10 protein-coding genes are annotated in these 16851 nt (G+C 51.5%); 1 reads left to right on the forward strand and 9 read right to left on the reverse strand.

From position 1 onward, the window contains the following. Positions 1-71: 71 nt before the first annotated feature. The 6 genes from ACFSW8_RS14910 to ACFSW8_RS14935 all read right to left on the reverse strand — a co-directional run bounded on the left by ACFSW8_RS14910 (position 72) and on the right by ACFSW8_RS14935 (position 7273). Positions 72-1760 carry a sialidase family protein gene (locus ACFSW8_RS14910; RefSeq protein ID WP_377086959.1) on the reverse strand — a complete coding sequence of 563 codons (1689 nt, stop codon included), beginning with the start codon at positions 1758-1760 and terminating at the stop codon, positions 72-74. A gap of 97 nt (positions 1761-1857) precedes the next feature. Further along, positions 1858-3324, reverse strand: coding sequence for a sulfatase-like hydrolase/transferase (locus tag ACFSW8_RS14915; protein ID WP_377086957.1), 1467 nt, complete (start codon positions 3322-3324; stop codon positions 1858-1860). Positions 3325-3460: 136 nt separating this feature from the next. After that, positions 3461-3904, reverse strand: a complete 444-nt coding sequence (locus ACFSW8_RS14920) for a pyridoxamine 5'-phosphate oxidase family protein (RefSeq protein WP_377178640.1) — start codon at positions 3902-3904, stop codon at positions 3461-3463. A 155-nt stretch (positions 3905-4059) separates the two neighbouring features. Further along, positions 4060-4734: a hypothetical protein gene (locus tag ACFSW8_RS14925; RefSeq protein WP_377086954.1), complete on the reverse strand. Its 675-nt coding sequence runs from the start codon at positions 4732-4734 to the stop codon at positions 4060-4062. A gap of 371 nt (positions 4735-5105) precedes the next feature. Further along, a complete protein-coding gene (locus ACFSW8_RS14930; protein WP_377086951.1) occupies positions 5106-6182 on the reverse strand; it encodes a substrate-binding domain-containing protein in 1077 nt (358 codons plus the stop codon). Then, positions 6173-7273, reverse strand: a complete 1101-nt coding sequence (locus ACFSW8_RS14935; protein WP_377086950.1) for a substrate-binding domain-containing protein — start codon at positions 7271-7273, stop codon at positions 6173-6175. Before ACFSW8_RS14935 ends, ACFSW8_RS14930 begins: the two co-directional genes overlap by 10 nt. Before the next feature lie 257 nt (positions 7274-7530). Between ACFSW8_RS14935 and ACFSW8_RS14940 the strand changes: the two genes are divergently transcribed. Then, positions 7531-13215, forward strand: a complete 5685-nt coding sequence (locus ACFSW8_RS14940) for a cadherin domain-containing protein (RefSeq protein ID WP_377086946.1) — start codon at positions 7531-7533, stop codon at positions 13213-13215. Between the two features lie 110 nt (positions 13216-13325). Here the strand turns inward: ACFSW8_RS14940 and ACFSW8_RS14945 are convergent, their stop codons facing one another. The 3 genes from ACFSW8_RS14945 to ACFSW8_RS14955 form a co-directional block, all read right to left on the reverse strand. Then, entirely contained in the window at positions 13326-14126 is an 801-nt protein-coding gene (locus tag ACFSW8_RS14945) for a hypothetical protein (RefSeq protein WP_377086944.1), read from the reverse strand. A gap of 67 nt (positions 14127-14193) precedes the next feature. Continuing rightward, positions 14194-15324, reverse strand: coding sequence for a hypothetical protein (locus tag ACFSW8_RS14950; RefSeq protein ID WP_377086942.1), 1131 nt, complete (start codon positions 15322-15324; stop codon positions 14194-14196). 62 nt (positions 15325-15386) lie between these two features. Beyond that, complete coding sequence (locus ACFSW8_RS14955) at positions 15387-16841, reverse strand: sulfatase family protein (protein WP_377086941.1); 1455 nt, start codon at positions 16839-16841, stop codon at positions 15387-15389. Positions 16842-16851: the final 10 nt, after the last annotated feature.

The raw sequence follows: 16851 nt of genomic DNA on the forward strand, positions 1-16851 counted from the left end.
GGGAGCGTGCCCTAGAGGGGAGGGCAGGCCAAGCCTTGATGTCTTCTCTTGCAGTAGTGGAGGGATACGGCTTATGGGGAGGCAGTCATCTTCGTATTTTGAATGAGCAGCCCTTTGGTTGTGGGTGTCTCAGAGGTGGTTGAGAAGTGGATGTAGCTGACACCATTTGAGGTAGGGAGGTTGAGGGGAAGTTTAAGGCTAGAGCCGCTGTCATTGCTGACGGTGCAGGATTTTTGATCCCATTGGAAGGTGAGCGTCTGCCATTTTCCGGGGGTGAGGAGTGGCGTGCCATCTGGAGATTTACCTTGGGCATCGATGTGGAGAGCAAACTGGGAGAACTGGTCGACGGTGGTGTCAGTGGGATTGAGCCAGTGGTCGAGGAGACAGATTTTGGTGCCGCCTGCGTGTGGTTCGAGCATGAGGCGGGTGCTGAGGGTGCCAGCTGTGGCTGAGGGGAAGTTCCAGGTGGCACCTTGTTTATTATTGAGGATTTCTGGGTCGTCGGTGTGGATGAGGTGGAGGGCTGAGTGGCCATCGCGCGTGACGACTTTAGGTCCAGGGGTGCGGTTGTACCCGAGGTGGCCGCGCACTTTGCTGAAGAACTGGTGGGTGCTCCAGTCTTGGGCGCCTGAGGTGAAATCCGATTGGCGTTCGGTTTGGTAGAGCCAGCGGAGGTTGAGGATGAGGAGTTGGCGGTGGGTGGGGTGCTGGCCGAGGCTGAGGAGGACGCGGTTTTTGTCGAGTTGGAGGGCTTCGACTTGTTGGACACCACGGTCGTTAGAGCCCTGGAAGACAGCGTAGTCGCTTTCATTACGTCGGTGGTCGAGAGCAATTTCTCGGAAGCCGATCCAAGTTTTGCCATCGTCTTCAGAGATGGCGGCGTGGGCGGCATCGCGGTTATTGAAGACATCTTCGCGGCCGTTGTTAGCGCGGGCGAGTTCTGGGAGGGAGTTGGCATTATTCCAGAGGAAGAGGAGTCTACCGTCGTCGAGTCGGAGGAGTGTTCCGAGGACGTTATTGCCGTGGAAGCGCGATGGTTGTGCGGGGCTCCAGGAGGTACCATGGTCGTCAGAGAAGGATTCGTAGAAGAAGTCTTGGGCGGTTCGGGCGAGCATCCAAATGCGTCCATCTTTTAGTTCGGCGAGGGTGGCGCCGACCATGCCGTGGTTCCACCGGCTACCGAGGTGGACGCCACCTGGTTTATGGGCGGGGGCGTTTACTTTGTTAGAGCGCTGCCATGATTTTCCTTGGTCATCGGAGAAATAGGTGAAGCAGCCCCCTGAGTGAGCGGGGATGAGCCAGCGTTTGCCTTGGTTGAAGACGATGGGGTTGCGCAGGATGCCTTTGGGGAGGATGGGGGAACCATCTGGCTTGGTGAGTTTTTTCCAGCTGCCATCGAGGCCGTCGTAGGTGACGAACATGCCTTGTTTGGGGTTATCGCCGCGGTAGGCGGGTTCAATTTTGAGGAAGCTATCGGGGGTGGGGAGTGGGGTGATGGCGGAGGTTTCTTTTTTGAGTAGAGTGGAGCCGGGGTAGCTGGGGGGGAGTGGTTTGGAGGACCAAGTGGCTCCGTTGTCGAGGCTGAGGATGTAGCGGGTGCCGCCCTTGCCTGGGTAGTGGCGAATTTCATTGGGGCTGACACGGACGAGCCCTCGTCCGGCATCCGCTGGTGGGGTGCCAACCTTGTAGGGTGGGCGGATCGTTTCGGCTTGGGTAAAAAGGGACTGGGCGAGGCAGAAGGAAATGAGAAGAAGTCGCATGGTGGATGGTGAGCAGCTTTGGGGGGGATTGGAGCTTTGTTCGTTGTGAGAAGAAAGGGGGCGTGAGTGCGGGTGTGAATGTGTCTGTTAGGGGGGCTTATTGGTAGTCGTCGCCTTGGGCGCTTTGGGCGCAGGAGGCGCGCCAAGACTTGAGGTAATCAGCCATTTTATTAACAATCTCTGGGTGTTGGTCAGCGATGTTGTGTTGTTCTTCTTTATCGGTGTCCATGTTGAAGAGCATCCAGGTGTTTCCCCCATCGAAGCTGGCGAGTTTGTAGGTGTCGCCTTGGAGGCACATTTGGAGGGAGCCTTTTTTTGCGAAGACGTTTTTGTCGTTCATGACTGGGGCTTGGAAGGGGATGTAGTTGGCGCGCTTTTGCTGGGTGCCTTGGAGGATGGGGAGGACGTTGATGCCATCGAGCGGCGGTTGTTTTTGCGGGTGTGCGACACCGGCGGCGGCGAGTAGGGTGGGGTAGAAGTCGCTTGTGCTCATGGGGGTGTTGAGGACGCGATTCCCTTTGAGTTTGGCTGGCCACTCGACGATTCCTGGCACGCGGATACCACCTTCCCAGAGGGTGGCTTTTTTGCCTTTGAAGGGGCCGGAGGAATTATGGGAGTGGATATAGGAAGGGCCATTGTCGCTGCAGAACCAGACAATGGTGTTGTCGGCGATTTTGAGCTCACGGAGTCTGCTGCGGAGTCGGCCTACTTCTTGGTCGATGGCGCTGAGGCAGCCGAACCAATGTTGGCGTTCGATGGACTCGTTTGGGTAGAGGGCACGCATGGCATCGCCAGCGACGATAGGAGTGTGGGGTGAGTGGAACCAGATGGTGGTGAAGGTGGGGGTGTCTTTGTGCGACTCAATGAAGTCGAGTGCTCTATCCATGATGATGGTAGAGTCTTCTCCGGCGAGGTTTTCGTCGACAAACTGGCCGGGACCGGTCCAATAGTTTTCTCTGACTCTGATGCCGATGGTGGAGCCGTGGGTGACGGGTTTATCCATGATGAATTTGTAGCCTGGTTGACCGAGCTCTGGGCTGTCATGGAAGTAAGGATTGTAGGTGGGGACGGAGGCGGCGGTGGCGAAGCTGACCTGGTAGCCATTTTCCCATGGTGGTGAGTAGTGGTCGGGGTTGGCTTTTTCGCCTGGGAAGTAGGTTTGTTTGACGGTTTTGCTGAGTTGGCCGATGTGCCATTTTCCGAAGTGTCCAGTGGCGTATCCGGCAGAGGCGAGGGATTCTGCGAGGGTGACTTCCTCGTTGGGGAGGCCGACTTCACCGGCCCATTCGATACCGTAGCGGTAGGGATGACGTCCCGTGAGGCAGCTGCCACGGGTAGGGGAGCAGACTGGGGTGGCGGCGTAAAAGCGGTCGAGACGGATGCCTTCGTTGGCCATTTTGTCGAGGTGAGGGGTTTTTACGATGGGGTTGCCATTGTATGCAACGTCTCCCCAGCCTTGGTCATCGCTCATAATGAGGATGATGTGTGGCGGAGCGGAGTCGGCTGCAGTGGTGAGAGGAATAAGCAGGGCGCTACAGGCTAGAGATTGGATGATCGATTTCATAGGTGTGACGAAAAGAGAAAGTCTTCACAAGTATGTACCAAGCGGGAGGGGGATATTTGATGGGGGAGTACTGGTATGTTTACAGGGCCAGTTTTGAGGGAGGGTGAGGTGGCCAATGGGGTTATGGGGGAGTGGCTTAGAGAGGGATATCGTGGTATTCGAGGGCCCATTCTTTCATGTAGCGCACCTGCCGTGGGGTGATTTTGTAGATAATGAGCTGAGGGTTGGTGATTTCACCGAGGTAGTTACGCAGGAGTGGGTTTTGATCCCAGATTTCTTGGAGAAGGGAGGTGTCGGTGACGACGGAGGCAGTTCCGGAGATTCGGACTTGATTATGCTCTGAGTCGAGGTAGCAGAGTTCGACATTTGGGTTGGCTGCGATTTGGGCCGTTTTCTGGTAGGGTTTTAGGTTGGCCACATAGATGGTAAAGCGGTCGACTTTTACTGGTGAGACGGGGCGCAATCTTGGATGGTCAGCATCGATGGTGGCCAGCATGGGGAATTTGGCTGAGCGAATGGTTTGGTGTGCTAGTTTTTCTAGATCGGAGGGGTCGAAGGACTTTGGTTTTGGGATAGCCATAGGGAGGGAGGTTAACACAGCGTGTGGGAGGGAAGGAAGGTGATTTAGGAAGCATTGTTAGGAATGGGTTCCAGAAATTGGGTTAGGGGCATTAACATGCGCCCTATTCTAACAGATTGACATTCAAGTTTTCTCAGGCAAGTGCAGGGACTGGTTTATGAGAGTGAGGCTGTGTTGTAGGCTTGGGCGGTTGGTTGTTGAGGCTGGAGTTTGATATGGTCATCTGGCTGGCCGCATTTTTCGGTGAAGGCATTTGGGTCGAGTTGGCGGACGACCATATTGCCATTACCGGCATTGGCGAATTCAAAGTGTTCGTTAGAGGAGTCATATGCGACTGAGCCCGAGACGACCTCTTCGTGGAAGGTGAGGATTACTTGGCTACCAGGGGAGTGGAGGACCTTTCCGACGATGGTGTGGGTGTGGTCGCCGCGCGAGCGGATTTGGTCTACTAGGACAGTTGCCGAGCGGGATTCACTGAGGGGGATTTTGACAGCAGAAGTCTTCGCCTTAAGAAACTGAGCGAGGGAGTTCTGGTCGATTGTTATTTCAGTGGCTGAGAGGGTAAAGCGGTTGGTGCTGAGTGGTCCGGTTAGGGTATTTGTCGTCAGGAAAATCGGCTTTGTGTGGAAGCTGTTGGGTTGAGGTGTGTGTGTGGCTGGGGTTGGGAAAAGCAATTGCTTGTTAGGGCCGCGTTTGATTTTTCCGGATGTGAGCGTGCCTGATGGGATCACTTTCGCGGGCGCTGAGGGAGTCGGGTGGGTAGGGTACGCTGTGCTAGAAATGTTAGATTTCGAGGTTGGGTCCGACTTTTTGCTATCGGTAAGGTTCAAGCAGAGAGCGAAGCAGAGGAGTGTGAAAAGGGTGATGAGAAGGAGTGCTATGGACCGGGGGGGACCTTTGACGCTTATTGGGGTCGTTGGAGGTTATGGGAATTTATTTGAACCAAATGGTTGGGTTAAATCAATAAGTATTAGAATCTACTGGGATGTGTAGAGAAAATGTGTGGTTGCAAAAAAATACCTGTGTCCAAGTGGGGGAACTGGACACAGGCAGTTATTACGAACAAGAAGTGGGTTTGATTGTGCTGTGTTTTTCTTTGGGTTATGTGCGGGTGTGTGAACCGCGTTGGGTTGGATTGGAGGATAGGTGAGTTGAGGGGGGGAGTGAGCTTTTGGTAGTGGTTTGTGAGCTGAACCAAGGGCTAGATTGGGGTTAGGCCAGCTTTGACCGAGGAACCTGGGATGTAAGTAGCGTCGAGTTGGATATGTTGTTGGCTGAGTGTTTTTTTATCGAGGAGGTCGATGGTCCATTGGCTGAGTTGGAAGCAGGCTTCTTCCTCATTAAAGACGTAGTGGGCAAGTTTGGGGGTGCAGAAGTCGATGAGTGGCTGGGTACGTAGGAGGATGAGTGAGACGTGTTGTGGGATTTTATAACCGTGGTGTTGGAGCCAAGAGACCACGCCAACGGCATTACGTGGATTATCTACGATGATAGCTGTGGGGGGGGATTTACGTTGGAAGAGTCCTTCTAGAGCGGTCGGAATGCTTTCTGGAGTGGATGCAACAGGAATGACGGAGCTCTGAACCGGAGTGGTGAGTGAGTTAAATATACTGGCGAGTTTGGTGTCATCGGCTTTGGCTCTACCTGATTGGATGAGAGCTATGGAGTGATGGCCAAGGTCGAGCAGCTTTTTAGTAGCGTCAGCTCCAGCGAGTGAGATGTCTATGGAGATGGAGTTTAAGGATTCGCTAGGGGTGATGCCGCCGGCGACGACGGCTGGGGTTTGGGTGTGTGCGAACCATTGTCTGACCTCAAGGTCCATGCTTTGGAGGATCCATGCGCCTGCGGGGTTTTCTTGGACAATTTGTTCGATGTGTTTGTTAGATTTAGGTGCGAAACGAGTGGGGAGGTGGATGATATTCATTTTCACATCAGCGTCTGCGAGGTGTCGTTTGACGGTTGCAATGATTCTGAGTGAAGTTTGTGACATATCGCTGAAGGGTTCAGGGGAGAGCCACGCGACAGTTCTTTGGGATGTGGGTGTATGGGTAGCTGTGGGAGGGGAGGCGATTTCTCGTTTTTTATTGGGTTGTGCTTTTTTGAGGACGTTTTGGTGGGTGAGGGTGTCGAGGACTTTGCGCAGGGTGCTCCGGCCGATATTAAGTTGTTGGGCGAGTTGGCGTTCTGAGGGGAGGTGTTTGGGCCAGATGCCTTGGGCAATTTTGGTACGGATGGTATCTGCGGCTCGTTCTTGGATGAGGTGTCGCTTTACTTGCATGGTGTGGTAGATCTGGCGTTTGAGATTGAGAGTCCTGGGATGAAATCTGGGATGAGTTGGATTTGGGATTGTGGGCAGGTACCGGAGCTGAGGAGGTCACTGATCCACTGGAATGCTTGTTTTGGGAAGAGGTCTTCGCGGGCCTTGTAGTGGGCGAGTTTGGGGGTGATGAAGGTGATACTGGGTTCACTGCGCAGGAGGACGATGGAGGTATCGTAGGGGATGCGCAGGCCATTTTGTTGGAGCCAAGTGACGGTGCCGAAGGCATTTTGTGGGATGTCGACGATGATGGCGGTGGCGGGATTTTGTGAAGTATGGAAGTGGTTATGGAGTGATTGTTGGAGGGTGGTTGGTGAGGACTGGGTGACAATGCACTCACCGGAGAGGGATGGGTTTTCGTGGAAGAACTGGCGGAATTGGTCAGCGAGTCGTTTATTATCGCCGAGTTGGTCGTCGTTGACGACGAGGAGGATGCTTTGGTGTTTTTTACGGATGAATTGTTGGATGGCGTGGTAGCCAGATGCGGCGATGTCGACGGAGATTGATGGGATGGATTCGTTTTGGTTACTGGCGCCGAGGCCGATGGTGTGGTGGGGGGAATGTGCGAACCAAGAGCGGACATCTTGAGGGAGGGACTGGAGCAGCCATACTTTGGCGTTGAGCGATTCGGCCCAAGCTGAGAGTTTTTCAGGTGGGGAGTGGATGAGGGAGGTGGGGAGAGTGATGACTTCGAGTTGTGCGTTGATATTGGGGAGGGTGATTCGGAGATTGGCAATGGCACGCAGGATGAGGTGTGGCATTTGTTCCTCAGTGAGTGTGGTGAGCCAGACGACTAGAGCGGGTTGGGTGGGTGAGTGGAGGTCGGGGGCGGCGGGGAGTGGGTCCGCAATTTTTCGAGCTTTGCCAGGTTCGCAGGGGGCAAGGTAGCCTTGCTCTGTGACGACTTCCAGGGCTCTGCGGAGGGTGGTTCTTCCGACTTCGAGTTCAAGCGCGAGTTTTCGTTCGGATGGGAGTGTGAGTTTCCACTTCCCTTGATGGATGGAATGTCTGAGCACTTGTGTTGTTTGAGCCAGAATGCTGGTGTGTTTCATTGTTCTTGGTGTGTGGCATTGAAGAACGGGGGGCTCGGGAGTGCTTTGCTTCTATGACGTAGTGCCAGAGAGGAGAGCATATTGCCTTTGGTGAAAGCGTTGTGGGAAGGGGAATATGTGTGGTTTGTTTCGCAAGCCAGTTGAATGGTGTCGATTGGGGGTGTCTGTTAGTGGTTTGTTTTGCCAGCAAATATGACGCATTTCTGATGGCTGTATTTCAGGTAGTCGGTTGCGGGGTGTGTCGAAAAATCCAAGCTATGAAATTCAAATTATCGCATTGTGCTCTCATGACATTGGGGGTGTTTTCGTTGGCTCAGCTACAGGCGGAACACTACAGGTTATTTTTGTTAACAGGTCAGTCTAACGCATTAGGCACGACGAATGGTGGTGAGGCTGATGTTTCAGTGGGAGTGGACCCAGCGGATCAGCATATAAAGTTTGCATGGAGCAATGTGGTGAGTGACAGCCAAGAGATTGGTCATTCAGGTGAGGTGCTCAACCCGGCATCTCCTTTGGTGACTTTCACGAGCTTGCAGGAACAGCAGGGGGGAGTTTACGGAGGCAGTGCCAGCCATTGGGGGGCGGAGATTGATTTTTCACGCAAGTTATACCGAGCGGGTGTGCGTGATTTTGGGGTGATTAAGGTGACTCGAGGTGGTGGTGGCAACAGCCATTGGCACAAAGCATCTAGTGGGCACATGTATGGCGAGATATTAGATGCTGTGAGTGAGGCGACAACTGGGCTCACAGCTGAGGGGCACACCTTTGAGATTGTTGGTTTGATGTACTTACAGGGGGAGAGCAACAATACGAGTGAGGCTGCGGTAGCTGGGACTCGTTTCAAGGAACTGGTCGACAACTTGAGAGTTGATTTGCCGAATGCTTCTAACATGCACGGCAGCATAGCAGGGATTGTATCCGCTGGAGCAGCGGCTGACACGACGCGTGCTGAGCACGCAGCGATTGCTGAAAGCACTTCGTATCTAAGCTATTTTGGTAATGAGGACATTGCGGCGTATGTGGCAGCTGACGGATTACATTTTAACAAGCAAGCGAAGCTTACGATTGGTCAGCGATTTGCGAATCGTTTTTTTGATGAGGGGGTGGTGCAGCGTCACTATGGGAAGTTAGTTTTCATTGGTGATTCGATTACTCAGGGTGGGAATGGCAACCCGAGTTACCGTTATCAAGTATTCAAGCGACTTGCGGAGGCCGGGGTGCCGATTGATGAGAATGCGGGGTACAAGTTTGTGGGGAGCAATGCGCATGCGTATCGGGGAGGGGCGGTGACTGCGCCGGATGTGAATGGTCAGGTTTTTGAAAACAACCATGATGGTCACTGGGGCTGGCGGTCGTTCTGGATCAATGGTCGTGTGGCATTGCCATCGAATCGACGGAACAACTACTTAGGTGAAGGGACATTACTTAACTGGACTGGGCAAGCAGACCCACAGGAGTATGATTTAAATTCATTGGGTAACAAGGTGCCCTATCCGGATCCTAACGCAACGGGGACTGGCAATGTGGGTGTCACTTATGTGCCGGACACGGCCTCAGTGATGATCGGTATCAATGACACGGGCAGCAGCAGTGCTACGCAAATTAGAGACGACATTGCAACGATCGTTGATCAGCTCCGCGGGGCGAATCCAGAGGTGAGCATTTTTGTTTGTAAGCTACTTTACACCTCAAACATTTCATTTTCGACGGTAGATGCGGTGAACGCGTTATTGCCGGCGATGGTGGCGGAGAAGAATGCCCTATCATCGGCTTCGCCTGTATGGTTGGTGGACACGAATGAGGGATTTGAGCCTGGCAGCATGACCTACGACAAGGTTCATCCTAACGCCTTAGGTGAGGATCATGTGGGAGCGCGTATTGCTGCCGCCATGGGGATCGTAGAGCAGCCTTTGCCTGAGTTTGAGGAAGTGTTGGCTCAGAAGGAGAAGCCGAGTCGAGAGCTTGGAGCTATCGCATCAGAAGGCAGTGAAATTTGGAACAGTGGTAGTGCTGTAGGAGGCTGGTCGACAATTGGCAGCCCTGTGATTACGGAGATAGCGCCAGATGATATTCAGGTGTCCAACCCAGGAACATCGACGATGCTCAATGGCACCAACATTGGTTGGAGTGAGATAAATGACGGGATCTGGAGTTTTGAGGCGCGTTTGAAGTTTGATGCTAATCCGAATGGCTACATGCTTTGGTTAGGTACTGGGACGCACCGGATTTTGATAGAGATTCATGCGGACAGAACGCAAGATTATGGAGCTAATAGCTTCAATGTGGCGCACAACAATGTGGATGGTGAGTTTCACACATTCAAAGTCACTCACGATCCGGCTGCAGGTGTTTACCGCGTTTGGCGCGATGGTGTGATGCTGACGGAAGCGGCAGGTGCTCCCTATGATCAGGTAGGTGGTGATGAGCGATTGCTGATGGGGGACTACACGGGTGGTTCTTTCGGCAATGGATATGATGTGACCGTTGATTACATTAACATTTTAGGTGGCTACGAAGGCAGCGAGATTTACGATGGTGTGGACATGGTCAATGGTTGGACTACCGTAGGAGGTGTTAGCCCGGGTATAGTCAATGACACAGACATGCAACTTGTGCACAGTGGTGGGTCAGCCACTTGGTTAGAAGGAGAAGGGAGTGATTGGGCGACAAAGAATGACGGTTACTACACCTTCGAAGCTCGACTGAAGTTTGATGCCAACCCGAACGGTTTTGCAATTTGGTTAGAAAATGGCAGCAATGCTCCGGTAATTGAAATATACGGCGACAGGACTCAGGATAATGGCGGCAATGACTTTGTGGCATACCACAATAACTTGGATGGTGAGTATCATGTGTTCCGTGTGGGTTATGATGCAGTAGAGAGTGTTTATCATGTATGGCGTGACGGCGAGCGTTTGACACCGATTGCAGGAGCGAGTCCCGATTTGTCAGTGGGCAGTGAGCGCTTGATCATGGGTGATTACACTGGTGGTTCATTTGGGAACGGCTTTGATGTGACTGTGGACTATATCCGCACGGATAGTGGCAATGCGTACCTTCCTGAAGGGGGGCTGAATGTAGCGCCCTTAGTCGAGAGTGCTGATTTTAATATCAGCGAGATTGCAGCTATCGGCACGGATGTGGGCAGTATTGTTGCGAATGACGCTGAGGGTGGGGCTCTGACCTATCAGATTGAGTCAGGTAATGAAGCTGGGGTGTTTGTATTAGATTCTGCGACAGGAGTTTTGAGCACAGCGAGTGGTCTGGACTACGAGACTCAAGAGAGCTATGCTCTGACTGTCTCAGTGACGGATGAGGGAGGTTTGAGTGCGAGCGCTGTGGTGGTGGTGCGTGTGGAGAATGCGAATGAAGCGCCTCGTTTTAGTTATGCAGAATTCACCGACGTGGCGATGGAAGCAGCGCTGTATAGTGGTTCACTGGCAGGCTTTGTAGAAGATCAGGATGCAGGCGAAAGCTTTAGCTTTGCGAAGTTGAGTGGGCCAGCATGGTTGGAGGTAGCTGCAGATGGGACACTGAGTGGTGTGCCTCAAGCGGCTGCGGTTGGTGAAAACCATTTCACGCTACAAGTGAGTGACAGTGCGGGAGCGACTGCGGAGACTAGTTTGGTCATCTCAGTTGCAGAAGCTTCAGGGGTCTTATTTGCTGAGAGCTTTGAAGGTGCCGCAGGGACTGACTTGGGCAATGGGTGGATCGAGTTGAACAATGACTCGCGAATTTTCGACACGAACCGTGTAGCGAGCAAGATGTTGATTTCTGTGAATTCAGGTCAGACTTTCAGTGTATTGAATGAATTGGCTAACACCTTTGTAGAAGGTGAGCGTTATGAGTTGGCTTGGAATGGAGCTCGTGCGGCTTCTGCGAATGGAGTATTGCACTACCGTGTGTCAGTGGGCACTTGGGATGGGGCTGACTTCGTGGCTCTTTCATCGGTGGAGGGCAGTCTGAATCCCGTAAATTCAGGGTCCAAGGTAGCAGGTGAATCAGTGTATGTGACAGCGGGAGCTGCTGCAGCAGGGCTGCCAGTGGCTATCATGTTAGAAACCTTGGAAGGCAGCAGCACTTGGGTGGGATTTGATGACCTTGAGTGGATTGGTCTAGGGGCAAACATGGCTCCGAGTTTCAATGCTGATCCGATTCTGTTGGAGGCAGCGACTGAAGACCTCTTCTTCAGTGCGGACATGAAGCCATTTGTTGTAGAGTCAGACATAGCTGACAGCCTCAGTTATGAGAAGGTGGCGGGGCCAGCATGGTTGGACGTATCCGCTGAAGGTGTGGTTTCTGGGACACCCGCAAACGGAGATGCAGGCTTGAATGTGTTGCGCGTTCGCGTGATTGATGCAGGTGGTTTGAGTGCAGAGGCTGAAGTGCAAGTTGAAGTGCTCAATACCAATGACGAGCCGGTTCTATCTGCTGGTGCTGTGTCAGTTGCTGAGGATTTGGCTCCTGGTTCGATTGTGACAAGTGTGCAGGTAGAGGATGTGGATGTTAACGACAGTTTTAGCTACACGATTCTCTCAGGCAATGTCGGCGAGGCATTTGACATCGATTCAGATGGGAACATCATTTTAGCGACGGCACTCGACTATGAGACTTTGAGTTCCTATAAGCTTGAGATTGAAGTCAGGGACAGTGCGGGAGCTAGCGATCAGGCTACGGTGGTTGTGACTGTGTTAGATGTCTTTGAAGTGACAGTACCAGTGTTGGCGAACCATGGAGTTTTGAGCACTAGCATGGATCAAGCAGAGGTTAGTTATGAAATAGTGAGTGATGGTGGTGAAGCTGTGTCACTCACTGTTTTATATGGAGAGTTAGATGGAGGTACTGAGGTGTCATCTTGGCAGCATAGTATATCCGTAGAGGCTGCGGAATCTGGAAGCTACAGTGAATTGCTGAGTGGATTGATAGATGGAACGCATTACTACTTCACAGTGCGTGCTGAGAATAGTGCTGGGGTGAGTTGGTCAAGTACGAGCAGCTTTAGCACTGTTGCAGATCTGTCGCCAAAGATGGTGCGCACGACAGTGAGCGGGGTGTCTAGTGACAGCTGGACGACTGTTGACTTAGGGCGCAGGTACAACTCCCCGGTGATTATTGCGACACCGATCGTTGATGGTGAGACTGCAGTGGTGACACGCGTGCGTGCAGCTGCAGGCTCAGAGTTTGAAGTGAAGATTGATCGTGTAGATGGAGAGGGTGAAGCGTATCTTTGTGATGTTTCCATCATCGCTGTTGAAGAGGGAGTTTATACTTTAGAAGACGATGGTGTGGTGATGGAAGCTGTTCGTATAGAATCGCAGCTTACAGCACACAGCAAGGACTGGACAGCTGAAGAAGTGAGCTATGCGAATAGTTACGAGGCTCCTGTTGTTGTGGGTCAAGTGATGAGTGCAAACGACCCACGCTGGTCCGTATTTTGGAGCATGGGCAAGAAGAAGCATGATACAGCCAGTTCGAAGTACTTACATGTAGGAAAGCATGTCGGTAGCGATGAAGAACGTGAGAGAGCAAGCGAGACTCTTGGGTATATTGTGATTGAGAGTGGCACAGGCTTCATCAATGGAGTTGCCTATGAAGCTGGTCTTGGAGATCAAAGCAAACACCATAGACATCCAAAGTTTGAGAAGTTTGCGAAATTCTCTAAACACTTTAAGCATTTCCACAACAAGGGCTGGAAAAACGACGGGGTGTTAGACCTGAATGGTGACCTCGTATCGGCGAGCGCGGTGGCGCTCAGCGTTACTGGGGTAGCTGATAAGAAGGGTCTCTGGCCTGTGTTGTTAGCGGATGAGCCGCTCAATCCAGAAGGTATTAGTTTCCATCTAGAGCAAGATACGATGAAGCACAGTAAGCGTCATTGGTATCACCATAAAGCAAAGAATAAGCACCATGATGATCATGTCGGGTTCTTAATCTTTGAGTAATAGGCAAAAAAATGCGCAGGGTGCACCCCCTGCGCATTTTTTTTGTGCGCGTATCACGCACAATATGATTTATGGAAGAAACTAGTTGTGTGTTAGGCGGGGAGGTTGGCTTACTCGCTATCTTTGATGTGGACGGAGATATTTCCGATACTGATGAGTGAGGAAGTTTCTTTAACTACTTTTTTGACTGGGGTAGGTTTTGGCTCAGGTTTTGCAATGACTGTTTCATTATTGGGAGCATAGGCGCCTTTCGTGAGGGCCATATAGTCGATCTTGAAGGCACCCCCGATGCCTGAGGAATAATCGCCAATGAAGGTTGAGTTTGTGAATCGGCTTCCATTGTCTCCATAGATGGGAGAATTTTTATCAGTGTTTATGAGGATGCCGTCGACCCAGAAGAAGTAAGCGTTTTCTTCTTGGATGTGAGCGACTCTGATGGTGTGGAAGTTGCCATCTGCAAATTGCGTTCCGGACAAGTGATCGCCGGAAGAAGTGACGACTCGATTGTCGTGCATAAAGATAGTGTTAGAGTTTGATTCATCTTTGTTAGATGTGGCAATTGCGAACCACCCTTTTTCTTTAGACTCACCGCCTATTTTAGCGACACGGATTTCGATGGTCCATGATGCATCTGGGCTTTGGTTGAGGCTGCGGAAAATGGAGTGATCATCTGAGGGTTGGTAAAGTGATATCAGGTTTGATCCATCGGATACGGCAGATCCATTCATGAGGGTGGGCGTGTCTTCACTTTTCCAATCGGGCTCACCATTATTATCGAGGTCGAGTTCCTCGGGTGGGGAACTCATGTCGTAAAAGAAGTCGAAGTCAGAGCTGTCTTTTCTTTGGGAGACAGGTGAGGCTTCGAGAGCCGGCGCGGTAAGAAGCAAAGCGAGAAGTGTAGTGTGACGCATTTGTTAGACTTTCTGTTTCAGATATAGAATCAGAGGGGACGTCACGGTATCATGTCTTATGGGGAGGTCATTTCAGATGAGTTGGTTTCGCAGGTAAACCAGAGGAAGCTTGATTTTTGAGGGCAATTCTGAGGTTTTGGAGGGATTGGATTTGTTGTTGTGAGATATCGTTTGGGAGTTCGATGAGGGAGGCTCCCATATTGATGGCTTCGTGAATAAGTGGGGAGGCGAGGTGAGCGGAGAAGACTTCGGTTTGGAAGTAGAGTGGGGTATGGAACTGATGTCTGTGTTTTTTTAGGGCTGAGTGGATGTGTTTTGGGTCTGTTGATTTTTTGTTATGGATGGCGGAGAATTCGGAGAGGGAATGGTTGCCGATCATGTAGCGTTTGTTGAGGCGATTTGCTTCTTTGTGGAGGTGGTTGAGCAAGATTGTAGAGTTTTGTGGTCTGAGGATGATTCGAGTGATTTGGTTTTCATTTATTGAGCATTCTCTTTGGGTATTGAAGGTTATTTCTAGCGGGGTGTGTGGCCAGGTTTCCATGAAGAGGGTGATATCTTGTTTGAGAGTGTGAAGGTCTTGTTCTTCACTGAGACCGGCGCGGCGCAGAGATTTGAGAACATGGGGGAAGCTAGCTTGGCGCCACATGACTTCGGTATGGAGAGTCATGGATCCGGAGATGGAGACGTCAGCAATAAGTGGGTGCTTATCATACTTGGCAGCTAGTTTCGTTTGGAGGTCGAGCCATGCTTCTTTGTACTCAGGGGTCCAGAACTTTGGGGTTCTTCTAATGAGTGGTTTGGCATCTTGTTTTTTTCTGTAATCAATGGGGACGGAGCCTGCGTGTTGCATGACCCAATCCGGTGCGTAAATTCCCGCGAAGGTTCTGAGGCGGATTGTGACGGGGTTATCTGGATGTTGTTGGTTCCAGTCGGAGACAGCGGAGATTGCGCGATCGATAATGTTGTTAGATGCAATGGGGCCGAAGCGTGTGGGTTGGAGGTCATTCCATTCTGCGAAAACGAGTGTGGCGTCGACGCCATTGACTGGAGGGACGAATGCGGATCTTGTGCCTCTCAAGGGTCTCACTTTCATCTCAGGAGTACCGCGCAGCATGAAGCCAGAGGGTTGCGTTTTTTTGATTTCTGCAAAGCTGTTTATTGTGCAGAGAGCGAGTGTGAATAGAAGTAAGAAACGCATGGTGTTAGAGAGAAGTTCAACTCATTATTATCATCTCAAGCTACTTCCCTGAATGGGATGATTCAATGTGTAGGATCTGGGTGTTGGGTGATTGTTTGAGTTCCTTTCCAGCCGATTGCTTGTTTTTGCATGGTAAGGTGGGCCTTGATGAGTTGTTTTTTGAGCTGTGAGAAGAGTTGTGGGTGTTGGCCACTGATGTCGTGCTTTTGTTTCGGATCTGACTTGAGGTTGTAGAGTGAGAAGCGGGTGAGTTTGCCGGTTTTGACCTTTGATAGGTGCGCTTCTTTCCAGCTGGCTTTGGCGAGTTGGGTACTAGGGTCGTAGAATCCGCAGATGATGAAGTCTCCCTTGCGCATGACGGCGTTTGGGTTTGGGGCATTTTTAACGTTCGTGTTATAGTGGTGCCATTGGAGTGGTTTGTTGCGAGAGAAGGGTTTTCCTAACAACAGAGGGAGGTGGTTTGCTCCATCGATTTCTAGTTTTTTGGGCAGCGGGGTATTGGTCATCGCCAGGATAGTAGGAAACCAATCAATTGAGCCAGCTGGGGTGTGGACTTCATGGCCGGCTTGGATTTGGAGTGGCCAGCGTACGATGCCAGGGACATGGATGGAACCATCCCAGAGGCCGTATTTATTGCCTCGGTAGGGGGCTGCGGTTCCGTAGCTACGATCTGAAGAATGGCCTTTTCCGAGTTTGGCTGGTCCATGGTCAGAGGAAAAGAAAACGGCGGTGTTGTCTGCTAGATTAAGTTTGTCGAGGCAGGTGAGGATGCGACCAATTTGTTTATCCACATTACTAACAGCGGCGAAGTAGATGGCTTCATTTTTGTTATTGGTAGCGTTTTCAAGATAGGAATCGACGAGGGGTTTAGGGGCTTCGATGCGCCAATGAGGTTCGTAGAAGTGGACGAACTGGATAAATGGTGTGTTAGGTTTACGTTTATTAGTGAGCCAGTGGATGGTTTCATCAGCGACGACATTGGCAGCAAGGTCTCGTCTTACTCCTTCATTTTTTCCATTACGGCGCCAGTTAGGTTTATTAAGAATTTTGGCATTATCATCTGAGCAAAACCAATAATCAAAGCCGTAGTGGCTCATGCTGGGGATTGCGGGGTTTTTGGCTTGGATATCATTGAGTGAGTTATGCCATTTTCCTACGATAGCTGTTTGGTAGCCTTGTTTTTTGAGGAGTTGGGGGAGGGTAGTTTCTGATTTTGGGATATGAGTGAGATTTCCAGAGGAGCCGCCGATGAAGCTGTAGATGCCCATGCGGTGGGGCATACGGCCGGTGATCATAGCAGCTCGTGAGGGGGAGCAGACTTGTGCTGGAGAATAGAAGTGATGGAAGAGGGCTCCCTGATTGGCGAGGGCGTCGAGGTGTGGGGTTTTAATTTTGGGATGTTTTGTGATGCCGAGGTCACCATAGCCAAGGTCATCAGCGACGATGACCATGATATTTGGGGGGGTGGCTACAGCAGCGAGAGTGGTGAGAGTGAGGGTGATAAGAGAAAGTTTCATCGAAATGTTA

The organism is Rubritalea tangerina (assembly GCF_042683245.1).
Classification (GTDB): Bacteria; Verrucomicrobiota; Verrucomicrobiia; order Verrucomicrobiales; family Akkermansiaceae; genus Rubritalea; species Rubritalea tangerina.